Genomic DNA, 25545 nt, shown 5'->3' with positions numbered 1-25545 from the left:
GCTGTTTTCTGACCTGCCCGGCGCAGTCCCGTGACTGCGCCGCGGTGTAATCAGGAACAAGGAAACGGCACATGTCAGCAACAGCAGTCCCCTATTTTCACGATGAAGCGCTCCGGCGCCGATACGCCAAGGACATCGACGAGGCTGTCGATGCTTCTCGCATCACCATCGCCGTCGCCGAATGGCTCCGCGCGCTGGTAGAAAGCGAACAGACCACCGAGATCATGCCCCGCGTGGATCGACTGCTGATCGGTGGTCGGACGCCCGTCAGCGCCGAATTGGCCGGCGCGCTCATCATTAGCGAAGTCGCCCGTCCGGCCGGGCCGATTTATCTGAGCACCATCATGTTCGGCATCAAGGAATACGCTACCCGGGATGCACTCCTGGCCGCACTGCAACAGCAGTTCCCGGAAGCAGGATCAGGCGGGCAGGAAATTGATCTCGAACATGTAAAGGATGATCCATTCACTCGGCGCATGGAGTTGATCCTGGAGCAGCAGGCTGCGCATCTGGACCGTCTCGCGAGTACTCTGCATAACTTGCCTACGCTGCAAAAGGCCGTTGGTGAAGCGCTGCAGGGCGAAGTCGACAAATTCAGCGCACCATCTGTCGATGTATTTACGCATCTGGTGCAAGTGGTCAATCGCCGCCGCTCGGAGGATAACGCTTCCGTCGCCGTCGTACTCAAGGCGCAGACCCTGGCCGAAACCGCTTATCAGCTCTACATGGGCCAACAGCTCGAGGACGGACTGAACTGGCAATTTCTGGACGGTCAGGGGGCCGTTCTCGACAAGGATCAGAGCGGGCTGTATCGACAGGCTTTGAGCGACGCGTCGGATCAGGTTTCGCTGGCCTATCGCAAATTGCTCACCGCGTACTGGGCTTGCGCTTGGGCTGGGGCGCAGTCCATGCAGCAAGCGGGGGCGGATGCACTGGCCGATGCGTTTCGTCAGAACCTGCTGAAAATTCACGCCGGCAACGAGCTTGACTTGCCGATGTACCGCCGGTTCCGTCAACTGCTCCCGCAGCCGGGAGCGCAACAGGAGGTGGTCGGCCTCACCGTTGAAAGCATTTCAGTCAGCGTCGAGGGTCGGCCAGCAATCAAGCTGTCAGGGCTGATGCTCCTCGAGTGCCCTGGCCTGAGTTCTGCTGGCCTGTATCTGTTTTCATCAGCTTATGGCTTCGTCCACGTCAGGGACCGCAACACACTCACTGAATATTTGACCGACACGCCCACGCAAAGGGTTTTGCTGGCACACGCAGACGTGGTCGAGCACGACATCCTGATTTCGCAGAATGGCATTCTGGAGTTGCAGTACCAGAAAGTCGCCGCGCCTGTCTTCGCCACGCTCATGGCCGATGTCATCGAATTGCAGCAACGCAATTTGAATCACGTGCTCGCACTGCCGAAGGTTGGCTACGATCAGGCACCGGTACGGATCGACGATGCGCTGGACATTCGGCAGCTGCTCGACTGCCGGCTGTTGGATCTCGGCGGGTCCTGGCGCTGGACGACCAGGCGAGCTGACTTTCATGGCATCTGGGATTCAGTTGAGGAGGCGACGTCACAGCACGGCGATGACATGCGGTTGCTTTTCGAAACATGGGCTGATCAGGTCGACAGGCTGGAAACGCAGGTCAACCAGGTCGCTGACCTTCACCAAGAGGCGGATGTCGCTATTGGTGAGGCGTTGAATCGGTACCTGGCCGTACTGGCGGAACCCGGACTTGACGCCCGGTCACTCTGGGTCGGGCGTGGGGAGGGCGCTTCCCGAAGATGCCTCCCGTCGTACATTCTGGAAGCCATCACGGGGGCCGTCGACCTGGCGATGCCCGCCGACTGGATCGTCCAGCGCGAAAGCGCGGGAAATTACCTGCAGGTAGACGTGTTGCCGCTCGACCTGCTGATGCAGATCGTAAAGCGAGTGGTCAAGGAATTCCCGACGCGATACGCAGAAAGGCTGCGCAATTTTTACAAGACGCCGCTGCGCCGTGGAAATGCCCAGATATCACCAGCGGCCATCAACGGGCGTGTGCGTGAACAAGCGCTGCGACTGGAAATTCTTATTCAGCGACGCCTGAAAAAGGTTGATGCTGACGCGCTGGACATGATCGAACAGGTGCTCGACCGGCCGGTCGACGTGCTTCAGAAAACGCTGGGTCAGGGCCGAGTGCAACGCTCTGCAGTCGCACTGAGCTTCGGTGCGCAAGAAGTCGTTGCGCTACACAATGCCTTAATCCTGACGCAATGCGATACGCCGGATCGCTTGGTGATGTGGGCGGCAGGGATGGGCATCGGCGATTTCGCCTCCCTAAGCGCTCTGGAAGCCGAGCTGACGGCGCGATTGACGGAAACGGGGGGTGGGAAAGCTTTGTATGATCTGATGCCGGACCCGGATCGCGGACGGCTGGAAGATTATCTCGCCAGCACGACGGCGCCTGAAATACGGGTCGTGCTGACCGATATCGAGGGTAATCTGATTGATGCCCTTCAGACCACCGACACGGAGCGTCAGGTGGTGAACGCGCTCGACGCTTGCCAGGACGCCGCCGCCTGGCGCCTCACGTCCAATGACTTTATCAACATGCTCTACATTTGCGAGCGAGATGAGGTCAATCGGCGAATGCTTTCGGAGCTGCGAAACGCCATTCGCGAGATTGTCAGCCTGACCATTGTTCCCGAATGGATCAGGGACGCGTCCTGGATCGACCAGGACAAGCTCATGGAGGCCATGCAGAGGTTTTACATCACCTGCGCCCTGAACGAAGGTTTTCTGTTCGACATTCCAATGCTTCAACATTATGCCCGGCAGCGGGTTCGTGACCAGTTGAACATTGATCTACCGAACCGGGAGCTAGATCCCGACCTCATCAATATCACTCTGACATCCTATGTGATGGCGCCCGTGGCGACGGGGTCAGTCCCTCAGGCGCTGCCGGCTGCTACTCGGTCGGCGACCGAGACCCTCAGCGATTTTGCCGCCAACCGCTTTTACGCCGCACAAGAAGGTATTTTGTCTGTCAGGATGGCGGACGGCTCCCCGCCCGACCCAAAGCTGACACCGGTATACATTCGCGAGCTGGTGAACAAGCTTAACGTTGCCCAAGACTATGTGGCACTACTGAGCAAAGCATTCGGTAAAGACAGTCCGGACTACGGCAAGCGCCAGAAACTTTTTGCCCGACAGTTGCCCGCGCTGGAAATGCTCAGGGCGCTTACATTGCGTCTGCAAGGCGGGCTTAGCGAAGATGCCCGCCGCTTGATCGGTTCAATTCTGGAAATGCCTGACGGCCTGGCGCGATTGAAGGTCAAGGGGCAATACGCAACGATCAGTCCTCTGCGCTTGAGGCCGGATGACTCAAGTCCCGACACGGCCATTGTGCTGGGAACCTATGTCATCGCGCCACAAGACCAGAACACCGGGCCCTGGATTCTGTATTCCCTGATCGGCGACTTCGTTTTCAAGGAATACCCTGACAAGGCAGCGCTGTTGCAGGACATTCGAACGTCCAGCACGCTTCAGGCTTACTTGCTCGAACGCATTGACGAGGCCCAGCGCAAGATATACGCGAACGGCGGGTTCCAGGAACCACATCTGCCTTTCAGCACGGAGTCATCGTTCGACGTTCCCCTGTTCCGTCCCAAACCCGTGACCATGGAGATCACGGCCTACGAAGGTAATGCGCTGGAGCTGTTGTTCAGGGACATGCTCAGTTGCTACCTGTGGAGCGTCCGCAAGATCGTGGTCACTAACGAGCAGGAGCAGCGCAGGTCATCTCGCTATCTGTTCGGGCTGGGCGCGGAGCAGACTCTCGCGTTTCTGCCCGGTCGCCTGGGGGCTCTGGTGGGCGTCTGGCAGAGCAGAGACCTGTTCAAGGCATCCGCTACATCTGCCGGCGAACGTGAATGGGGCAAGGCCTTTTCGGAGTTCACTGCGGCGGTGGGCACGCTTATCGCGACGCGGCACGAGTCTGGGCAGACGGCGGCCACCCGGATTGATGAAGCGGGAGACGCCGTCAAGGAGGACGCCACGGCATTGGAAAGCACCCGCGATCCAGAAGCTACGACTGGCTCCGCGAGTTCCGCGGCTTACCTGGATTTCAGCTGGCGCAACAGTGAGCCAACCCCGGAACTGCGTAGCCGGCTGCGTGCCTTCGAGGCCCATGATGTAGCGCTCAATACGTTGCGCAAGAATGAGTTGACGAGTACGTATGCCGATAGTGAAGGTCGAGCCTACGTAGCTATCAGCGGTTCGGTGTATCAGATCGCGCGCCAGCAGGACCACTGGTTCATCGTGATCGACGACCGGTGGGGGCCGGCCGTAGTGCTGGGCGAGAATCAGAGGTGGCAGTTGACCTTCGGTGGGCTGAAAGGCGGGGGTGTCTCTGGCAGTCGGCTGAGAGGGACGGCCGTGGACCGTGAGGTCGATGACATGCTCATGGTTGAAGCCCGTGGGATGCGTGAAATCCGGCGCAAGTCCACCGGTTGGGCAGCCGCTATCGAAAGCGGGCATGAGCAAGCACGTGTCTACCTTGAAAACTGCATCGACAATCTGACCCCACGTCCGTCTACGGGGACGGTTCACCCCACCACGCAGCGTGTGGTCGACGAGTACTTTTCGCAGCATCGACCAGATACCACGTTATACAGGTCTATCAGGCGCGCAGTGGTCAAGCTTTATGAGAGCCTCGTGCATCCTTCCCTGTCGCCCCAGAACTCGGACCGCTTCGTCGTCGGCATCAATCGTCAATGGCACGAATCCATCACTGCTTTCACTTTCCGCCATGACCCGCAGGAAAGATTCTTCCTGACTGAAAAGTTCTTTCGGGTGCCTGTTCACCGCTTGAAGACTCAAGTCGTTCGGGCTGGAACGTTCAGCGCGGCATCACATCATTACGCAACCATCCTGCTCCATGAGCTGACCCATCTGGTGCTCCATACCGACGACATTGTCTACGTGGATGCCGAAAGGCCTTATATCGACTTGCTCGACGACTCGAGTGCGTACCGGTTGACGCAGAAAAACGAGATCATGGAGCAGCAGCAACGAACGCTGTCTTACAACACTGATCGAAGCAGGCTTTTCAGACGAGCGGAGGAAGGATCATGGCGTGATCTGAGTCGCAGCGATGGTGATGCCAAACAAACGATTCTGCGCGTGACCGGCGCGAAAACGCTCGAGCAGGCTCGAGATGTCTTTTACGCCGATCAGAACAAGCGGGCAGAGTTGATGATGAGCAATGCCGATAGCGTAGCGCTGCTGATAACCTTGCTCGGACGCGAGCGTTTCAACCCCCGGCGTTAAGTCGGCTCCTTGGGCAGAGCGCTGCGGAGAAGGCTTACAGCACATAGTCGCGCAGCTCGCGGGCGATCAGCAGCCGTTGAATTTCGCTGGAGCCTTCGTAGATCTGGGTGATCCGGGCATCGCGGTAATACCGCTCGACCGGATAGTCCTCCAGATAACCGTAGCCGCCATGAATCTGGACCGCCTTGGAGCAGACCCGTTCGGCCATCTCCGAGGCGAACAGCTTGGCCTGTGAGGCTTCCGAAAGACAGGGTTGGCCTGCGCTGCGCAGCCGGGCCGCATGCAGGACCAGCAGCCGGGCCGCGTTGATGCGGGTATGCATGTCGGCCAGCAGGTTGGCGATGCTCTGGTGCTCGATGATCGGCTTGTCGAACTGCACCCGCTCGCGGGCATAGCGCAGCGCCGCCTCGAACGCGGCGCGGGCGATGCCCAGCGCTTGCGCGGCGATGCCGATCCGGCCGCCTTCCAGATTCGACAGGGCAATCGCCAGCCCCTTGCCGCGCTGCCCCAGCAGGTTGGCCGCCGGTATGCGACAGTTGACGAAGCTCACCGCGCAGGTGTCCGAGGCGCGAATGCCCATCTTGTGCTCGCTGCGCTCGACCACGAACCCCGGATTGTCGGTCGGAACCAGAAATGCCGACAATCCTTTCTTGCCCAGTTCCGGATCGGTCACCGCGAACACGATCGCCAGTTGTGCCCGGCGGCCATTGCTGACGAACTGCTTGGCGCCGGTGATCACCCATTCGTCGCCTTCGAGCCTGGCGCGGGTGCGCAGGTTGTGCGCCTCGGAGCCGGCGTGCGGCTCGGTCAGGCAAAAGCAGCCGATGGCCTGGCCGCTCGCCAGCTTTTCGAGCCACTGCTGCTGTTGTTGCTGATTGCCGAAATTGAGCACCGGACCGCAGCCCACCGAGCTGTGCACGCTCATCAGCGTACCGACGGCGGCATCGGCCGCGGAGATTTCCTCCACGGCCAGCGCGTAGGCCACGTAGTCGACATAGCTGCCGCCCCATTGTTCCGGCACGATCATGCCCAAGAGGCCCAGCTCACCCATCTTCGCCACCAGCCCGTCGTCGATCCAGCCGGCCTTTTCCCAGGCGTGCGCGTGTGGAGCGATTTCATTGCGGGCAAACTCGCGCGCCATATCGCGAATCATCACCTGCTCTTCGGTCAATTCGATGTCTTGCACGATTCAAGCCTCCAGGCCACTGAAGAAAGCCTCCACCTCGGCGGACGTCACGTCCTGCGCAGAGGTGTGCTTCCAGCGCGGCTTCTTGTCCTTGTCGATGATCAGGGCGCGCACGCCTTCGATGAAATCGCCGCGTTCGAACCATTGCCGATCCAGATGCAGCTCCATCGCAAGGCAGGCGGCCAGCGGCAAATGCTGTCCCCGGTCAAGCATTGCCAGGGTCACCGCCAGGGATAGCGGCGAGTGGGCCTGCATACGTTCGGCGGTTTCCAGTGCCCACTGACGCGAGTTGGCCACAGTGACTTCCCGCAATTGTTCCATGATGCTCGCGATGTCAGGCAGCGCAAAGAAGTGGTCGATGGCCGGGCGCAGAGTCTCCAGCGGCGGGGAGGGGAGATGCTGACTGGCCACTTTCGCCAGCGCACCCTGCAAATCCTTGAGCGGCGTGGACTTCCATTTCAGATGGTCGAGCATATGGTCCAGACGGGGAAGCAGGGCGCTGTCCATGGCCCAGTCGGCCAGCCGACAGTAGAGCGCATCGGCGGCACCGATCTGCACGCCGCTCAGGGCCAGGTATTTGCCCAGTTGACCGGGCAGGCGCGAAAGAAAGTAACTGGCGCCGACATCCGGGAAATAGCCGATGGCCGCTTCCGGCATGCCCAGCCGGCTGCGCTCGGTGACGACGCGCAGCTCCGCGCCTTGCGCCAGGCCCATGCCGCCGCCCAGGACCAGACCGTCCATCAGCGCCAGAACCGGCTTGCGGTAATGGTGCAGCAGCTGGTCTAGTGCGTACTCCTCGGCGAAAAAGGTCATGTGGGGCGGTTCGCCCGCCGGCCCAAGATCGGTCTGGCGCGCCTGCCAGCTTTCGTACAGCGCGCGGATGTCCCCGCCGGCACAGAACGACTTCTCACCGGCCCCGCGCAGCACCACGGCATACACGGCATCGTCTTCGCTCCAGGCGTCGAGCTGATTTCTGAGCGTGCGGACCATCTCCAGAGTGAGCGCGTTCAGCCCGGCCGGGCGATTGAGGGTCAAATGGCCGATGTGGTTGCGGACATCGACCAGTACGGTTGCGGTCCGGGATGCCTGGCGTGGCGAAAAGGCGGGTGAAACCTGTGAACTCATGCTGAACTCCTTGTTCATGTTCGGTCTTCATGTTCGCTTGTTATTCTTGTGTTCGCCGGCGCACGCAGCTGATCCTAGCAGCGCGCGAGTGCAATGCAAGACGGCACGGCAGCGTGATGGCTGGCCCGCGGAATAGCCTCCGTGGCATCGGACCCGCCAACTTCGCGGAAGGTCCGGATCGGGTTGCGATGAATATTCTGCTGTTGGTTGCTGTCACACAGGGGAGTCGATCAGGCTCAACTCCATACTGACTTTGCCCGTGACCGATCCTGATGAGTGACAAGTACGCGCCGCGCGAGTGGGCGCCCCACGAACGTCCGAGCATGCCCGGCTCGCCGTCCACGCCGCTGCATTCCACGCCGCGGCGCTGGGCGTTCGCGATTATCGGGGTGATCGTGGCGTTGACCGGCGGCCTGGGCAACGCATTGGTGGTCGCCAACCTGCCTTATTTGCAAGGTGCGCTGGGTGCGACCTCTCAGGATATTGCCTGGCTGCCCGCCGCCTACATCATGACCAACGTGTCGATGAACCTGCTGCTGGTCAAGTTCCGCCAGCAGTACGGGTTGCGCGCCTTCACCGAATTGTTCCTGGTGCTGTACGTGCTGGTGACGCTGGCGCACCTGTTCGTCAACGATATCGAATCGGCCATCGCCGTACGTGCGGCCCATGGAATGGTCGGTGCGGCGCTGAGCACCCTTGGGTTGTATTACATGATTCAGGCCTTCCCGCAGAAATGGCGTGTCAAGGCCATGGTCCTGGGGTTGGGCACCGCGCAGCTGGCGACGCCGCTGGCGCGGCTGGTGTCGGAGGATCTGCTGCAGATCGCCGAATGGCGCGGACTCTACCTGTTCGAGCTCGGCATGGCATTGGTGTCGCTGGGCTGTGTGCTGGTCCTGAAACTTCCGCCGGGTGACCGCTTCAAGGCATTCGAGAAGCTCGACTTCGTGACCTTCGCCCTGCTGGCCACCGGCGTGGCGCTACTGTGCGCAGTGTTGTCGCTGGGACGCATCGAATGGTGGCTGGAGGCGCCATGGATCGGCGTTGCCTCGGCGGCGTCCATCGTGCTGATCTGCGCCGGGCTCGCCATCGAGCATAATCGCCGCAACCCCCTGCTGATCACGCGCTGGCTGGGCAGCGGCGCGATCCTGCGACTGGGCCTGGCAGTGATGCTGTTTCGCATCGTGCTGTCAGAGCAGTCGACAGGCGCGGTGGGTTTTCTTCAGGCGCTCAACATGGGCAGCCAGCAACTGCACACGCTTTATCTGGTGATGCTGTTGGGCAGCATCGCGGGTCTCGCGGTCAGTGCCCTGACGATCAATCCGGCGCACCTGATCAAGCCGCTGCTGATCTCGCTGGCGATGATGGCAGTGGGCGCCTGGATGGACAGCGGCTCGACCAACCTGACCCGCCAGTCGAACATGTATGTCAGCCAGTTCCTGCTGGCATTCGGCGGCACCTTTTTCCTCGGCCCGACGCTGGTGCTGGGCATCAGTGGCGTGCTCGCCAACCCGCGCAACATGGTGAGTTTTTCCGTGCTGTTCGGCATCACCCAGAACCTGGGCGGGCTGATCGGCTCGGCAGCGCTGGGCAGCTTCCAGATCGTGCGCGAGAAATTTCATTCCAGCCATATTGTCGAACACCTGACGCTGATCGATCCGACGGTTCAGGCCCGCATTCAGAGCTATGCCGCCGGCTACGCCGGGCACATCGCAGATCCGGCCCTGCGCAATACCCACGCCGTGAGTGCGCTGGCGACGGCGGCGACTCGCGAGGCCAATGTGCTGGCGTATAACGATGTGTTCATGTTGATCGCCCTGATTGCGGTGCTGACAATGATCTGGATTTCCCTGCGCGTGCTCTGGCTCAAGCTGACGACCCAGCCCTTGGCGCTGGCCCCTGTGGCGCCCGCGCCCGCGCCTTCCGTAACCCCTGGCGGTACCCGACCCGTATGACCGAACCTACGCAGTCCGATAACAGCTCGCCCCGCACTCCCGCCCCTGGCGGGGAGCCCGGGAACCGCTCCGACGGCCCGCCGCCGGCGCCGCTCAAAGCGCCTGTGACAAGCCAGCCCAGTTCACCTCGCAAACGGATCATCTCCTCGGCGATCTTCGCGGCCATTGCCCTGATCGGCGTGCTGATCGTGCTCTATGCCTGGCAGCTGCCGCCATTCGGCAGCCCGATCCAGAGCACGGAAAACGCCCGGGTGCATGGGCAGACCACTGTGATCGGTCCGCAGCTGAGCGGTTACGTTCACGAAGTGCCGGTGCAGGACTTCCAGTTCGTCAAGGCCGGCGACCTGCTGGTCCGGCTGGATGATCGTATCTACCGTCAACGTCTGGATCAGGCGCTGGCGCAACTGGCCGTGCAGAAGGCTTCGTTGGCCAACAACGTGCAGCAGCGCCGCAGCGCGCAGGCGACCATTGCCCAGCGCGAGGCCGAGCTGGCAAATGCGATCGCGCAAAGCACCAAGAGCGGGGCGGACCTGCGGCGCAGCAAGGCGCTGGTCACCGACGGATCGATTTCCAGAAGTGAACTGGACGTCGCCCAGGCCGCCGATGCCCAGGCCAGGGCCGCCGTGGCCGAAGCCAGGGCGGCGGTTGCGATTGCCAGGGAAGACCTGCAAACGGTGATCGTCAATCGAGGATCGCTGGAGGCCTCGGTGGCCAACGCCGAGGCGGCTATCGAGCTAGCGCGGATCGACCTGGACAACACGCGGATCACCGCGCCGCGCGACGGTCAGTTGGGGCAGATCGGCGTGCGTCTGGGGGCTTACGTCAACTCGGGTGCCCAGTTAATGGCGTTGGTGCCAAGCCGGCTATGGATCGTCGCCAACATGAAAGAGACGCAGATGGCCGACGTGCGTCTGGGTCAACCGGTGAGCTTTACGGTCGATGCGCTCGATCACCACAAGCTGCATGGCCGGGTGCAGCGCATCTCCCCGGCTACCGGGTCGGAGTTCAGTGTGATGCCGGCCGATAACGCCACCGGCAACTTCGTCAAGATCTCCCAGCGCATTCCGGTGCGGATCATCGTCGATCCTGACCAGCCGATGGCCGAGCGCCTGCGGCCGGGCATGTCGGTTGTCGTCAGCATCGATACCAGCGGCGAAGGCGACGTGCCGCCGGATCCGACCGGGCCTTGAGCTTCGCAGCGTTGACGGCTTGGTGTATCAGACCCACCGCGTAATCGTTCATCGCCAGCAAGCTGGCTCCTACAGGTCGTAGGAGCCAGCTTGCTGGCGATGGGTCCCGTGTCAGACCATCGCCAGCGATTTCTTGCGCGTCGGCGCTGGCCAGGCCCGATCCAGATCGGCTAGATCCTGCGCGGTCAACCGGATATCCGCCGCAGCCACGTTCAGACGAATGTGGTGCGGATCGGTCGCTTTGGGAATCGCGATCATGTTGTCCTGACGCAGCACCCAGGCCAGGCAGATTTGTGCCGGCGTCGCGTCGTGGCGCCGGGCGACTTCCTGCAGGGCGGGGTGGTGCAGCAGGTCACCGGCCTGACCGATCGGGCAGTAGGCCATGGTCGGCAGACCCCGGCTGGCGGACCAGGGCAGCAGGTCGAATTCGATCCCGCGCTGTTCCGGGTTGTAGAGCACCTGATTGGTCGCGCAGGGCGAGTCGGGCCGCTGAATCCCGTCGAGTTCGATCATGTCGGCGACATCGAAGTTGGACACGCCCCAGCGGCCGATCTTGCCCGCCTCGCGCAGACGCTCGAAGGCTTCGACCGTTTCCTCCAGCGGGTGCTGACCCGGCCAGTGCAGCAGATAGAGATCGATATGGTTGGTCTTCATCCTCCGCAGGCTCGCTTCGCAGGAGCGCTGCATGGCGGCGCGACCGGCATTGTGCGGATACACCTTGCTGACGATGAACACCTTGTCCCGCTGCCCGGCAATCGCCTGGCCGACGATTTCCTCGGCGCCACCTTCGGCATACATCTCGGCGGTATCGATCAGGGTCAGCCCTTGCTCGATGCCCAGGCACAGCCCGGCGATCTCGGCCGAGCGCCGATCTTCGTTCTCGCCCATGTGCCAGGTGCCTTGGCCCAGGACCGGCACGTCGTGGCCGGCCATTTGCAGTGTGCGCATCTATACGCCCTCCCAGTGATAGGCCTCTGGCAACAAGACCCGCATCAGGTTCCATGCGGGTCGTCGCAGCGCAGGTCAGACGCGGAACTGTCTGAGCAGGCCGTTGAGCTGCTCGCTCAGTCCGAGCAGGTGCTGGCTGGCGTCGGTCGACTGCTCGGCCGCCAGAGCGGTGCTCTGGGAGAGCTGAGCGGCCTGCGTCACGTTCTGGTTGATGTCGTCGACCACATGGGATTGTTGTAGCGTGGCGCTCGCAATCGAAGCGTTCAGGCTGTTGAGATTACGCAGCGCCTGACTGATGGAGGTCAGGCTCTGTCCGGCCTGATGAGCCTGCTCGATGGTCAGTTGCGAAGACCGGCTGGAATCGCCGATCACCTTCACCGCCGCATCGGAATGACGCTGCAGGCGTTCGATCATGGCCTGGATTTCGGCCGTTGATTTCTGGGTGCGCTGGGCCAGCAGCCTTACCTCGTCGGCCACCACCGCAAAGCCGCGACCCTGTTCGCCGGCCCGTGCCGCTTCGATGGCGGCGTTGAGCGCCAGCAGGTTGGTCTGCTCGGCAATGGAACTGATCACCTCCAGTACGCTGCCGATCTGAGTGCTTTCGCTTGCCAGGGTCTGCATGACTTCGACAGCCTGGCCGATGGTCGCGGACAGATGTTCGATCTGCCGCAGACTGTTGTCGATGTTGACCTGGCCCTGCTGCGCCTGGGATTCCGCGTCACGCATCTCACTGGCGGCATGCTCGGCATTCTTCGCCACATCCTGCACCCCGTAGGTCACCTCGTTGACGGCGGTGGCCACCAGGTCCATCTGCTGCGACTGCTGCTGGCTACGCGACTGAGCCTGCTCGGCGTTGCGGCCCAGTTCAGTGGAAGCACCGGCCAGACCCACGGCGGACGTCTGCAGCTGGCTTACGACGTTGCGCAGCTTGGCGACGAAAGCGTTGAAATGCCGGGCCAGCTCGGCGACCTCATCCTTGCCGTCGGTCTCCAGGGTGCGGGTCAGGTCGCTTTCGCCGCTGGAAATGTTCGCCATGGCCTGAACGGCGGTGCGAAGCGGCCTGACGATGCTGCGTACGATCAACCCGAGCAGCACCATCATGACCAGCACGATGGCCGCGCTGTAGAGCAGGGCATGGATCACCTGCTGCCGGAACTCGGCGGCGACGTCGTCGACATAGACTCCCGAACCCAGCACCCAGCCCCAAGGCTGAAACAGCTGTACGTAAGACGTCTTTCTCACCGGTTCGCTGGCACCAGGCTTGGGCCAGCGATAATCGACAAGCCCGGCGCCCTTACCGCGGGCGATCGTCACCATCTCGTTGAAGACGGCAAACCCGTCGGGGTCGCGGATGCCGGACAGGTCCTGACCTTCGAGCTTGGGGTTGGTCGGATGCATGACCATCGCCGGGCGCAAATCGTTGATCCAGAAATAGTCGCTCTGCCCGTAGCGCAGGGTCCGGATCGCCTGAAGCGCCTGCTGTTGCGCTGCTTCGCGAGTCAGCGAGCCCGCGGTTTCCAGCCCATGATAGTAGGCGAGCAGGCCGCTGGCGGTCTGCACCACATGCGTCGTTTTCTCGGCCTTGGCACGATACAGATCGTCGTGGATCTGCTTGAGCATGGCGGCCGCCAGTACGAAAAGCATCAGTACCGCGACAAAGAGAATCAGCCACAACCGCCGGCCTATGGTCAAACTGCGCAAGTTCATGGTCATTTCCCCGATATCCTTATTGTTGTTTTGAGCAAGCCCCGGCTGGGTTTCGGTTCTTCTCTAAAGCGTCTCGGCCCGAAATGACCAAACCTGAGCAGGGAGTCACGTTTTTTTACGCGGGTCTCTTTATGTAGGTAATGACTTACAGCAAGTCAGGCAAATGGCTATGTTCTCGGCGGCTGGTGGGGGGTAGGATTCGATTCAACAGCTGCAGCGATGGATCGCTGCGGTGGTCAGGGAGGATCGACCATAGCCAGGAGGCCGCCGACAGGATGTCGGGATGGTCATGTTTGCAAAACGACCCGCTTCGGCGGGTTTTTTGCGTTTGGGAGTCAGTGATTTCCAGCGCGTATCCGTAGGAGCCAGCTTGCTGGCGATGAATGACAACGCGGTTTGTGCTGCCGCGCTGCGGCAGCTCGCCAGCAAGCTGGCTCCTACAGTAGGCAGGGCAATGTCCGTAGCCAGTAAACCAACGACGCCAGTCCTGGTCTGAACGATGTCACGCCAATCACCCCTGGCTGTGATTCAATACGTGTCGTTCACGTTTCACTATCGATCAAGGATATTCATTTTGGCTGCTGGAAGTCTGTTGACCCTGCTGGACGACATCGCAACGCTGCTCGACGACGTAGCGCTCGCTACCAAGAAAACCGCTGGTGTGCTCGGCGACGATCTGGCGCTCAATGCGCAGCAAGTCACCGGCGTGTCCGCTGACCGCGAGTTGCCGGTGGTCTGGGCGGTTGCCAAGGGTTCCCTGCTCAACAAGGCCATTCTCGTCCCCGCCGCATTGTTGATCAGCGCCTTTGTCCCCTGGCTGATCACGCCATTGCTGATGATCGGCGGTGCATTCCTATGCTTCGAAGGGTTCGAGAAGATCGCCCATAAATGGCTGCACCCCGAAACCGGTGCCGTACACGAAGAGCGCAAGACGGCCGCCGCCGACGCCAAGGTCGACATGGTCGCGTTCGAGAAAGAGCGCATCAAAGGCGCGATACGTACCGACTTCATCCTGTCGGCCGAGATCATCGTACTGGCGCTCGGCGTGGTGTCGTCCAGGCCGTTCCTGGATCAGGTCGGCGTGCTGGTGATCGTCGCGCTGGTCATCACGCTGGGCGTTTACGGGCTGGTCGCGGGTATCGTCAAGCTCGATGACCTGGGCCTGTACCTGAAGAAAAAGGCCGGCTCGGCTGCTCAAGCCATCGGCAACGGCCTGCTATGGCTGGCGCCGGTATTGATGAAAGTGCTGTCGATCCTGGGGACGGCCGCGATGTTCATGGTCGGTGGCGGCATTCTGGTGCATGGCCTGCCGTTCCTGCATCACCTGGTTGAAGGCGTAACCGGTCAGGTCGCTTCAGCGGCCGGCGCTGTGGCGGTGATCGTGCCGACCTTGCTGGACGCCGTGGCAGGTATCGTCGCAGGCGCCGTGCTGGTGCTGGCGTTCACGCTGGTGAGCAAAGTCTGGAAAAGCGCCAGGGCCTGATGGCGGATGGATGAATGAAAAGGGCGCCACGCAGGCGCCCTTTTTCATGCGGACAGCAAAGGTCAGAAGAACACTTTGACCAGCAGGCTGGCGGTGTTCTGGTTGGTATCGAAGGCCCCGGAGTCCTTGATCCCGTACTTGTCGCTCCAGTAGTCGTACTCGATGCCGACGTAGAGCTGGCGGTCGCGCATGCTCAGCGCTTTGCCCAGGTCGTATTTGATCTGCGGGTTGATGTGCAGGTTGGCGTGGTAGCTGCCCTGGGAATTGCGATCGTTGTCGACCACCCAGTCGATGAACCCGTCGATCAGCACATCCGACTTGCCCACCGGGATGGTGTAGGACCACACCGGGGTAATCTGCCACACGCCGTCGCCGGCGCGATTGCCCTTGGTCTGGCGATGGTAGAAATTGAGCTGGAAGTAATCGAAGCCGGGAATTGCCAGATCGAATCCAGGACCGATCAGGTAGGATTCGTTGTCGCCCTCGCCGAACTCATAGGTCGCGGCCAGCAGCACGTCGGTGATCGGGCCGAATTCGAATTTCTGACCGAAGATCTTGCCCATCGACAGACGCGGAGAGATTTCGCCGTAGTAGGTATTGTCGCCCGAGGTTGCGTCGCCCTTGCCGTTGTAGAAGATCTTGTCGACGAAGAGGAAGTTGTCACCGTACTTCCAGGCATCCGCATGCTCGAAAGTGAAGGTCTGCTGAATGTGCGGGTTGACCGCAAAGTCCCGACCGTTGAGGTAGGTCAGGCTGTTGCTCTGCCACTGGAACAGACCGTCGGCCAATGCCGGTCCGGCTGTCAGCAGGCTACCCGCCAGCAACAGGTTGGAAAAAATACGTTTCATGCGGTGCTCCCCTGGTTCGATAAAGTCGGGATCGCGCTCTTTGTCGGCGCTTGTCCCCAAGTCATAACGTGTCGGTCTGCTCGCCTTGCTTGTGGCAGGCGCGCAGCCCAATAGCCGTCCGCACTTCCGGGAACCTCGGAATGTTTGGAGGTTCGGTCCGGCAGTGTCTGGCAGGAACGGGCGCGCTGCCGATTGGCCGCCCGGTTGAACGGGCGGCGGGAATCCTGGAATGAGTTCCCGATCGACAGCGGCGGCGGAGGATACTGGCTCGAAGGGGGCGGCTCAAGTGGCACGGGACGGAATACCCGCGCGCCGCTCTGGCCGGTGCGATGCGCGGTGTCGTTTTCGTCAGCGGCGATGCACCAGACGCCCGGCCGCATAGGTGTGGCTCACGACCCGGTCGTCTCCCAGCGTCATGAGCACGAACAGGATCTCTTCGATATCCTTCGCCTGTTTGAGACGGTAGGACAGCAGCGGGGTAGCCTTGTAATCCAGCACCGCGAAGTCCGCCTCGTTACCCGGCTGGAAGCTGCCGACCTTGTCTTCCAGACGCAGGGCGCGGGCCCCGCCCAAGGTAGCCAGGTACAACGATTTGAATGGCGTGAGACGTGCGCCTTGCAGCTGCATCACCTTGTAGGCTTCGTTGAGGGTTTGCAGGATCGAGAAGCTGGTGCCCGCGCCCACGTCGGTGCCCAGGCCGACATTGACCTGATGCCGCTCGGCCATGGGCAGATCGAACAGGCCGCTGCCCAGGAACAGGTTGGACGTCGGGCAGAATGCGATGGCCGAGCCGGTTTCGGCCAGACGCGCGCACTGGGCGTCGCACAGATGCACGCCGTGGGCGAACACCGAGCGCTCGCCCAGCAACTGATAGTGGTCGTAGACGTCCAGGTAATGCTTGCGCTCGGGAAACAGCGCCTTGACCCATTCTACTTCCTGAAGGTTTTCGCTGATGTGGGTCTGCATGTACAAGCCGGGGTATTCGCCCAGCAACTGTCCGGCCAGGGCCAGTTGTTCCGGGGTGCTGGTGGGCGCGAAGCGCGGCGTGACCGCATAGCTGAGGCGGCCCTTGCCGTGCCAGCGTTCGATCAGGGCCTTGCTGTCGGCATAGCCCGACTCAGGCGTATCGACCAGATAGTCCGGGGCGTTGCGGTCCATCATCACTTTACCGGCGATCAGCCGCAGGTCGAGCTTCTCGGCCGCGCTGAACAGCGCCTCGACTGATTCCTTGTGCACGCTGCCGAACACCAGCGCCGTGGTCGTGCCGTTGCGCAGCAGCTCGGCCAGGAAAATGTCGGCGACTTCGGCGCAGTGCGCCGGGTCCTGGAACTGACGCTCGCAGGGAAAGGTATAGGTCTGCAGCCAGTCGAGCAGTTGCTCGCCATAGGCGCCGATCATGCCAGTCTGTGGCAAGTGGATGTGGGTATCGATGAAGCCGGGAGTGATCAGCGCATCGGGATATTCGACAAGGGTCACATCACTGCCCAGCGTGGCGAGCAGGTCGCTGGCTTCGCCGACTGCCTGGACGATCCCGTCTTCCACGATCAGCAGGCCGTCCGCGAAATAGCGGCAGGCGTCGTCGGCCGGAACTTCGGCGGGGTCGGCGATGCAGTGGATGATCGAGGCGCGGTAGGCGGTACGGCTTGATTTCGGACTCATAAGATTCTCATGTCGGCTGTCGCGGCGCGGCGGGCAGCGATTGGGCAATCGATTCGGCCGAAGTCTCGTTCGGGCCGGATATGCATTGTAAGCAGCGATGTCCCCGGCGGCGACAACAGCGATGATTCTGGTCATCTTTCGTTGCAGTCGCCATGCAATGGCCCTGCGCCACAGCTGCCGTTGCGATACACTCCGCGGCTTGTATATTCAATCGTTCCTGAAGGACAGCCATGACGTTCAAGGCCCCGGACAGCCTCGCCGAGCAGATCGCTCACCACCTCGCCGACCGGATCATTCGCGGCGAGCTCCAGCCTGGGGAGCGCATTCAGGAGCAGAAGGTCACCCAGGCGCTGAACGTCAGTCGTGGCTCGGTTCGCGAAGCGTTGCTGATCCTGGAACGGCGCCATCTGGTGGCGATCCTGCCGCGTCGCGGCGCGCAGGTCACGGTGCTCGACGCGCACAATGTCACCAGCCTGTGCACGCTGATGAGCGAGTTGTACGTGCTGCTCGCTACGGCCGTCGCCACCCGCTGGCAGACCGAAGCAGACCTGCTGCCGTTTCTCGACATCCAGGCTCGCCTGCGCGCCAGCCACGAGAACGCGGATGTGCGCAGCTTCGTCGAAGAGAGCTTCAACGTGATGCGCGCGGCTTACCCGTTCGCCGCCAACCCTTATCTGCAAGAGACGGTGGAAAACCTGCAGCCGTCCATGAACCGCAGTTATTTCCTGGCGCTGGACGAGCGCAAGGCGGAAATGAGCGGCTATCTGGCGCTGTTCGACGAGCTGCTCGAAGCGGTGCTGGCCCGCGATCTGGCGAAAGTGCGCAGCGTGCTGCTCAGCTACGGTCAGCGCAGCTGTCGGCTGGTCTTGACCGCGCTGAACGCGGGTTGAATCCATGCGCCTGAAGTGCATCAAGCTGGCGGGGTTCAAATCCTTCGTCGACCCCACCACGGTGAACTTCCCCAGCAACATGGCGGCTGTGGTCGGCCCCAACGGTTGCGGCAAATCCAATATCATCGACGCGGTGCGCTGGGTCATGGGCGAAAGCTCGGCCAAGAACTTGCGTGGCGAGTCGATGACGGACGTCATCTTCAACGGCTCCACCAGCCGCAAGCCGGTAAGCCAGGCGAGCATCGAACTGGTGTTCGACAATTCCGACGGCACGCTGGTGGGCGAATACGCCGCCTACGCGGAGATTTCCATTCGCCGCAAGGTCACCCGCGACAGCCAGAACAGCTATTACCTGAACGGCACCAAGTGCAGGCGCCGGGATATCACCGATATCTTCCTGGGGACCGGCCTGGGTCCGCGCAGTTACTCGATCATCGAACAAGGCATGATCTCCAAGCTGATCGAGGCCAAGCCCGAGGATCTGCGCAACTTCATCGAAGAAGCCGCCGGCATTTCCAAGTACAAGGAGCGCCGTCGCGAAACCGAGAACCGCATTCGCCGGACCCACGAAAACCTGGCGCGCCTGACTGACTTGCGCGAAGAGCTGGAGCGCCAGCTCGAACGCCTGCATCGGCAGGCCCAGGCCGCGGAGAAATATCAGGAATACAAAGCCGAAGAGCGCCAGCTCAAGGCGCAGCTGTCGGCCTTGCGCTGGCAGGCGCTCAACGAGCAGGTGGGACAGCGCGAGGCGGTGATCGGCGATCAAGAAGTGGCCTTCGAAGCACTGGTGGCCGAGCAGCGCAACGCCGACGCGGGTATCGAGCGCCTGCGTGACGGCCATCACGACCTGTCCGAGCGCTTCAACCAGGTGCAGGGGCGCTTCTACTCGGTCGGCGGCGATATAGCGCGAGTCGAGCAGAGTATTCAGCATGGTCAGCAGCGCCTGCGTCAGTTGCAGGACGACTTGCGCGAGGCCGAACGGGCACGCCAGGAAACCGAATCGCATCTGGGCCACGACACGACGCTGTTGGCCACGTTGGGCGAAGAGCTGGAAATGCTTGAACCCGAACAGGAAATGACCAGCGCGGCCGCCGAAGAGTCGGCCGTTGCCCTGGAAGACGCCGAAGCGAACATGCAGGGCTGGCAGGAGCAGTGGGACCGGTTCAACCAGCAGTCCGTCGAACCCCAGCGTCAGGCACAGGTCCAGCAGTCGCGGATTCAGCAGCTCGAACAGAGCATGGAACGCCTCGCCGAGCGCCAGCGGCGTCTGGGCGAAGAGCGTCAGTCGCTGGTCGAAGCGCCGGAAGAAGCGGTGATTCTTGAGCTGACCGAAGAGCTGGCGACCCGCGAGCTGACCCTCGACGAGCTGAGAATGGCGGAAGAGCAGGCCGTCGAGCGACTGGAACAAATGCGCCAGGACCTGCAGGCCGCCGGGCAGTCGCAGCAGCAGGCGCAGGGCGAGCTGCAACGGCTCGATGGCCGGCTCGCGTCACTCGAAGCCTTGCAGCAGGCCGCGCTCGACCCGGACACCGGTACTGCCGAGTGGCTGCGCGATCAACAACTGGCGGACCGGCCGCGGCTCGCCGAAGGCTTGAGTGTCGAGCCGGGCTGGGAACTGGCGGTGGAAGCCGTGCTGGGCGCGGACCTGCAAGCCGTGCTGGTGGACGATTTCTCCGATCTGGATCTGGCCGCCTTTCGCCAGGGCGATTTGCGTCTGCACAGTGGTGCGCCAGGCAGCTCGTCCTCGCCGGGCAGCCTGCTGGACAAAGTACAAAGCGCCGTCGACCTCTCCGCGTGGCTGGGCCAGGTGCTGCCGGTCGAAACCCTCGACGAGGCACTGTCGCGACGCTCGCAACTGGGCGATGGACAGAGCCTGATCAGCCGCGACGGTTACTGGGTAGGCCGAAATTTTCTGCGCGTTCGACGTGCCAGCGAGGCGCAGAGCGGCGTGCTCGCCCGGGCTCAGGAACTCGGCGCGCTGGCGCTGGAACGGGACGAGCGCGAAGCGGCGCTGGCCGTTCTCGACGAGCAATTGCAGAGCCTGCGCGAACAGCAGACCCGTGAAGAAGAGACCCGCGAGCACCTGCGCCGTCAGTTGCAGGATCAGGCACGCCAGCACAGCGAGCTCAATGCACAGCTGTCGGCGGCGCGGGCCAAGGTCGAGCAATTGACCCTGCGCCGCGGGCGTCTGGACGAGGAACTGGCCGAACTGGCGGAGCAGCGCGCCATCGAGCACGAAGAGCTGGGCGAGTCGCGCTTGCAACTGCAGGATGCGCTCGATGCGATGGCGCAGGACACCGAGCAGCGTGAACTTCTCCAGGCCCGGCGCGACAGCCTGCGCGAGCGGCTGGATCGAGTGCGGCAGGATGCGCGTCTGCACAAGGATCGCAGCCACCAGCTGGCGGTGCGTCTGGGCTCGCTACGGGCGCAGCACGATTCAACGCGACAGGCGCTGGAGCGCTTGCAGATGCAGTCCGAACGCCTGAGCGAAAAACGCGAGCAGTTGAGTTTGAACCTGGAGGAGGGCGCCGCGCCCCTGGAAGAACTGCGCCTCAAGCTCGAAGAATTGCTGGAAAAGCGTATGGTGGTCGATGACGAGATGCGCATCGCCAAACTGGCGTTGGAAGACGCCGACCGCGAGCTGCGCGAGGTGGAGAAGCGCCGGACTCAGGCCGAGCAACAGGCCCAACTGTTGCGCGGTCAACTGGAACAGCAACGTCTGGACTGGCAGTCGCTGACCGTGCGTCGCAAGACGTTGCAGGACCAGTTGCTGGAAGACGGCTACGACCTGCACGGCGTGCTCGCCACGTTAACCCCGCAAGCCAGCGAAGCCGACGCCGAGCAACAATTGGAAAACATTGGTGCGCGCATCCAGCGTCTGGGTGCGATAAACCTTGCGGCAATCGATGAGTATCAGCAGCAGTCCGAGCGCAAGCGCTATCTCGATGCCCAGGATGCCGATCTGGTCGAAGCCCTGGACACCCTGGAAAACGTGATCCGCAAGATCGACAAGGAAACCCGCAACCGCTTCAAGGAGACCTTCGATCAGATAAATAGTGGAATCCAGGCACTTTTTCCAAAAGTTTTCGGTGGCGGCTCGGCTTATCTGGAACTGACGGGCGAAGATCTACTCGATACAGGGGTGACAATCATGGCGCGCCCGCCCGGAAAGAAAAACAGCACGATTCATTTGCTGTCCGGCGGGGAAAAAGCACTCACGGCCCTGGCCCTGGTGTTTGCCATTTTCAAACTCAACCCCGCGCCGTTCTGCATGCTCGACGAAGTCGACGCGCCGCTGGACGACGCCAACGTCGGACGTTACGCCCGACTGGTCAAGGAAATGTCCGAGACAGTGCAGTTCATCTATATCACTCACAACAAGATCGCGATGGAAATGGCCGATCAATTGATGGGCGTGACCATGCATGAACCCGGGTGTTCACGACTGGTGGCCGTGGACGTCGAAGAGGCGATGGCCCTCGTGGACGCCTGAGCCGGACAGGCTTTGCCTGCATGAAACCGCCCCGGATGGATGAAAGTTGTGACTTCAGTGCGATACCTGTCAATTTACAAAGCAGACAGACGTAACAGACGGTGTAAAGTTGCCTTTGGTCGTGCTAGTTTAGTGACCACTTTTTATTTTCCCGTGGGCAAAATGCCAGTCAGAACATAGACTTGGCACCACGTATTAAAGGGGTTTAGGCCCTTATTTCAAGAATTTTCATTAGAGGCACTGGATTACATGGAAATCGGTCTGCGCGAGTGGCTGATCGTCATCGGCATCATTGTCATTGCCGGTATTCTCTTCGACGGCTGGCGCCGTATGCGCGGCGGCAAGGGAAAACTGAAATTCAGGCTCGACCGGAGCTACTCCAATCTGCCGGACGATGACGACTCATCCTCCGCGGAAGTGCTTGGTCCATCCCGTGTACTGGAAACCCAGAAAGAACCGCAGCTCGACGAGCAGGACCTGCCGTCGATGAGCGCGACGCCCCGCGAGCCCAAGCGCGCGGCGAACGAGAAGAAACGCAAGGACGAGCCGGACCTGAGTCTGGACATGGACGGGCCGAGCCTGTTCACCGGGCGGGACGATGACATCGCCGACGACAAGCTTCAGCGTGGCGGCGATGACAAGGATCTGGCTCCGGTCGAGGAAGTGCTGGTCATCAGCGTGATCTCCCGCGACGAAGGTGGTTTCAAGGGGCCGGCGCTGCTGCAGAACATTCTGGAAAGTGGCCTGCGGTTCGGCGAGATGGACATTTTCCATCGTCATGAAAGCATGGCCGGCAACGGCGAAGTGCTGTTCTCGATGGCCAACGCGGTCAAGCCGGGTGTTTTCGATCTGGACGACATCGACCATTTCAGCACCCGCGCCGTCAGCTTCTTCCTGGGGCTGCCGGGTCCTCGTCATCCCAAGCAGGCGTTCGACGTCATGGTGGCGGCCGCCCGCAAGCTGGCCCATGAACTGAACGGCGAGCTCAAGGATGACCAGCGCAGTGTCATGACCGCGCAGACCATTGAACATTACCGCCAGCGGATCGTCGAATTCGAGCGTCGTGCCCTGACTCAACGCCGCTGATCGCCACCGGATGGCGAATCCGCCCGAGCGGGGAGCGTTGCGCCTCCGTCGGGTGGACCTCTAATACAAAAATGAGCAGCCAAGGCTGCTCTTTTGCTTTTTGAAGGAACACCGTATGAAGGCCGTCGAAACTCGAATCCTTGAACTGCGCGCCGAGCTGGATCAACACAACTACCGTTATCACGTGCTGGACGAGCCGAGCATTCCGGACGCGGAATACGATCGGCTGTTCAAGGAGCTCAAGAAGCTGGAAGCGGACAACCCGCATCTGGTAACGCCCGACTCGCCGACCCAGCGCGTCGGCAGCGCAGCGTTGTCGGCTTTCACCCAAGTGCGTCATGAGTTGCCGATGCTGAGTCTGGGCAACGCGTTCGAAGAGTCCGACCTGCGTGATTTCGGCCGCCGGGTCAACGAAGGCCTCGATATCCCGGCCGGCGATCTGCTGGGCGAGAGCGCCCGGGTGCAATACAGCTGCGAACCCAAGCTCGACGGCCTGGCGGTGAGCCTGCTTTATCGCGAGGGCGCGCTGGTGCGCGGCGCTACCCGCGGCGATGGCACGACCGGCGAGGACATCAGCGTCAACGTGCGCACGATCCGCAACGTACCCCTCAAACTGCATGGTTCGGGCTGGCCTGAAGTGCTGGAGGTGCGTGGCGAGGTGTTCATGTCGAAGGCCGGGTTCGAGCGGCTCAATGCCAGCCAACTGGAAATCGGCGGCAAGACCTTCGCCAACCCTCGCAACGCTGCGGCCGGCAGTCTGCGCCAGCTGGACTCGAAGATCACCGCCAACCGCCCGCTGGAATTCTGCTGCTACGGGATTGGGCAGGTTTCCGAAGAAATCGCCGATACACACGTGGGCGTGCTGAATCGGCTCAAGGAATGGGGTATGCCGATCAGCCGCGAGCTCAAACTCGCGGACGGTATCGAGGAATGCCTGGACTACTACCGCGACATCGGTGAGCGGCGCCTGTCGCTAAGCTACGAAATCGATGGTGTCGTGTTCAAGGTCAACAGCTTGGCGGCGCAGCGCGAGTTGGGCTTTCGTGCCCGCGAGCCACGCTGGGCCATCGCCCACAAATTCCCGGCGCTGGAAGAACTCACCGAGCTGCTGGACGTCGAGTTTCAGGTGGGTCGCACCGGGGCGGTCACACCAGTGGCACGTCTCAAACCGGTCAAGGTCGCGGGCGTGACCGTCGCCAACGCGACGCTGCACAACATGGATGAAGTCGCGCGGCTGGGGCTGATGGTCGGCGATACGGTGATCATCCGTCGTGCGGGAGACGTGATTCCCCAAGTGGTGCAGGTCGTGACCGAGCGTCGCCCGGACACCGCCCGTGCGGTCGAAGTCCCTCGCACCTGTCCGGTCTGCGGCTCCCATGTGGAGCGCACCCAGCTGATAAAGCGCAGCAAGGGCAAGGAAACCGTCAGCGAGGGTGCGGTGTATCGCTGCATCGGTCGATTGGCCTGCGCAGCGCAGCTCAAGCAGGCGATCATCCATTACGTGTCGCGCCGGGCGATGGACATCGAAGGCCTGGGCGACAAAACCATCGAGCAACTGGTCGACGAAAAGCTCATCGGCTCGCCGGCTGATCTCTACAAGCTGGGTCATGAGCAGATCATCGGGCTGGAAGGCTTCGCCGAAATATCCACCCGAAAACTGCTTGGTGCCATCGCCGAGAGTCGCAAGCCGAGCCTTGCGCGCTTCATCTATGCGCTGGGTATCCCGGATGTCGGCGAAGAAACCGCCAAAGTGCTCGCGCGATCCCTGGGTTCGTTGCAGCGAGTACAGGAGGCACTGCCGGAAGTGTTGACCTGGCTGCCGGATATCGGCCAGGAAGTGGCGCACGAGATCCATGCCTTCTTCGAAGACGAACACAACCGCAATGTCATCGATGCGCTGCTGGGCGAGTGCGGCCTCGAGCTGCAGGAGGAGGGCGAACTGAGCGCCGATCTGGCAGCCGGCACGACCCTTGGCGGGCTGATCGACAAACTGCACATCCCGTACGTGGGGCCCGGTTCGGCGCAGAAGCTCGCCGACAAGTTCGGCACCCTGGACCGGATCATCGAGGCGGACTGGCTGGACATGCGCCAGACCCTGTCGGAGCGCCAGGCGGTCGCGGTGCGTGAATACTTTGACAAGCCGGTCAACGCCGAGCGTGCTCGCGCAATCGAAGCTCAACTGATGGCTTTCGGCATGCACTGGCGCAGCGAGCGCAAGGAAGTCGAGGGCCTGCCCCTGGCCGGGCAGACCTGGGTACTGACCGGATCGCTGGAAATCATGAGCCGCGACATTGCCAAGGAAAAACTCGAAAGCCTCGGCGCCAAAGTGGCTGGGTCCGTCTCGGCCAAGACCCATACGGTCGTGGCAGGGCCGGGAGCCGGTTCGAAACTTGCCAAAGCCAATCAGCTGGGCTTGCCGGTGCTGGACGAAGATGCGTTTCTCAAGCGCCTTGCCGAGCTTGGGGTAACGGTGGACTGAATTCGCCTGCGGGTAGAGTGCTGGATGTACTGGCGCCTCGCGGATAAATCCGCTCCTACGAAAACCTGTAGGAGCCAACTGTCTTTCGACTCTCTCCGATGAGCGGGCGCAGCCCGCCTCATCCGGGCGTCGTCATACCGGCTGATCCCTCCACGGGGTTCCATCCCGCGCCATGGCGTTCAGGCGTATCAAC

At 61.9% G+C, this 25545-nt stretch carries 15 protein-coding genes; 9 read left to right on the top strand and 6 right to left on the bottom strand.

The window, feature by feature from the left end:
• Positions 1-71: 71 nt before the first annotated feature.
• Complete coding sequence (locus TRP66_RS22790) at positions 72-5306, top strand: dermonecrotic toxin domain-containing protein (RefSeq protein WP_333407692.1); 5235 nt, start codon at positions 72-74, stop codon at positions 5304-5306.
• Between the two features lie 34 nt (positions 5307-5340).
• Here the strand turns inward: TRP66_RS22790 and TRP66_RS22785 are convergent, their stop codons facing one another.
• Together TRP66_RS22785 and TRP66_RS22780 are read right to left on the bottom strand one after the other, a co-directional pair.
• Positions 5341-6492, bottom strand: coding sequence for an acyl-CoA dehydrogenase family protein (locus TRP66_RS22785; RefSeq protein WP_333407690.1), 1152 nt, complete (start codon positions 6490-6492; stop codon positions 5341-5343).
• Between the two features lie 3 nt (positions 6493-6495).
• Entirely contained in the window at positions 6496-7617 is a 1122-nt protein-coding gene (locus tag TRP66_RS22780; protein WP_333407688.1) for an enoyl-CoA hydratase/isomerase family protein, read from the bottom strand.
• Positions 7618-7889: 272 nt separating this feature from the next.
• On the opposite strand from TRP66_RS22780, the gene TRP66_RS22775 reads away from it, so the two are divergent.
• Entirely contained in the window at positions 7890-9569 is a 1680-nt protein-coding gene (locus TRP66_RS22775) for an MFS transporter (RefSeq protein ID WP_333407686.1), read from the top strand.
• Positions 9566-10759 carry an HlyD family secretion protein gene (locus TRP66_RS22770; protein WP_333407684.1) on the top strand — a complete coding sequence of 398 codons (1194 nt, stop codon included), beginning with the start codon at positions 9566-9568 and terminating at the stop codon, positions 10757-10759. The genes TRP66_RS22775 and TRP66_RS22770 overlap by 4 nt, the downstream gene beginning before the upstream one ends.
• Before the next feature lie 111 nt (positions 10760-10870).
• On the opposite strand, the gene TRP66_RS22765 is transcribed toward TRP66_RS22770, so the two are convergent.
• Together TRP66_RS22765 and TRP66_RS22760 are read right to left on the bottom strand one after the other, a co-directional pair.
• The gene (locus tag TRP66_RS22765) at positions 10871-11707 is read right to left on the bottom strand and encodes an aldo/keto reductase (protein WP_333407682.1); all 837 of its coding nucleotides are present in this window, start codon (positions 11705-11707) and stop codon (positions 10871-10873) included.
• Positions 11708-11782: 75 nt separating this feature from the next.
• Positions 11783-13414 carry a methyl-accepting chemotaxis protein gene (locus TRP66_RS22760; RefSeq protein WP_333407681.1) on the bottom strand — a complete coding sequence of 544 codons (1632 nt, stop codon included), beginning with the start codon at positions 13412-13414 and terminating at the stop codon, positions 11783-11785.
• Positions 13415-13697: 283 nt separating this feature from the next.
• On the opposite strand from TRP66_RS22760, the gene TRP66_RS22755 reads away from it, so the two are divergent.
• Positions 13698-13910 (top strand): hypothetical protein, encoded by a 213-nt coding sequence (locus TRP66_RS22755; protein WP_333407679.1) that lies wholly within the window; start codon positions 13698-13700, stop codon positions 13908-13910.
• A 78-nt stretch (positions 13911-13988) separates the two neighbouring features.
• On the top strand, positions 13989-14897 hold the full coding sequence (locus TRP66_RS22750) for a DUF808 domain-containing protein (RefSeq protein WP_333407677.1): 909 nt from the start codon (positions 13989-13991) through the stop codon (positions 14895-14897).
• Between the two features lie 62 nt (positions 14898-14959).
• On the opposite strand, the gene TRP66_RS22745 is transcribed toward TRP66_RS22750, so the two are convergent.
• Both TRP66_RS22745 and guaD read right to left on the bottom strand, forming a co-directional pair.
• Positions 14960-15745, bottom strand: coding sequence for an outer membrane protein OmpK (locus TRP66_RS22745; protein WP_333407675.1), 786 nt, complete (start codon positions 15743-15745; stop codon positions 14960-14962).
• A 348-nt stretch (positions 15746-16093) separates the two neighbouring features.
• A complete protein-coding gene (gene guaD, locus TRP66_RS22740) occupies positions 16094-17404 on the bottom strand; it encodes a guanine deaminase (RefSeq protein WP_333407673.1) in 1311 nt (436 codons plus the stop codon).
• Positions 17405-17634: 230 nt separating this feature from the next.
• Here guaD and TRP66_RS22735 point away from each other — a divergent pair, with 230 nt between their 5' ends.
• From TRP66_RS22735 to ligA, 4 genes are all read left to right on the top strand, one after another.
• The gene (locus TRP66_RS22735; protein ID WP_333407671.1) at positions 17635-18294 is read left to right on the top strand and encodes a GntR family transcriptional regulator; all 660 of its coding nucleotides are present in this window, start codon (positions 17635-17637) and stop codon (positions 18292-18294) included.
• A 4-nt stretch (positions 18295-18298) separates the two neighbouring features.
• On the top strand, positions 18299-21787 hold the full coding sequence (gene smc, locus TRP66_RS22730) for a chromosome segregation protein SMC (protein WP_333407669.1): 3489 nt from the start codon (positions 18299-18301) through the stop codon (positions 21785-21787).
• 249 nt (positions 21788-22036) lie between these two features.
• Positions 22037-22873 (top strand): cell division protein ZipA, encoded by an 837-nt coding sequence (zipA, locus tag TRP66_RS22725; protein ID WP_333407667.1) that lies wholly within the window; start codon positions 22037-22039, stop codon positions 22871-22873.
• Positions 22874-22988: 115 nt separating this feature from the next.
• A complete protein-coding gene (gene ligA / locus TRP66_RS22720) occupies positions 22989-25352 on the top strand; it encodes an NAD-dependent DNA ligase LigA (RefSeq protein ID WP_333407665.1) in 2364 nt (787 codons plus the stop codon).
• Positions 25353-25545 lie beyond the last annotated feature (193 nt).

It is taken from the genome of Pseudomonas sp. JDS28PS106, assembly GCF_036706555.1.
Lineage (GTDB): Bacteria > Pseudomonadota > Gammaproteobacteria > Pseudomonadales > Pseudomonadaceae > Aquipseudomonas.
Note: the sequence above shows the minus strand (reverse complement) of the source record. Positions and strands in the feature narration are given on the sequence as shown.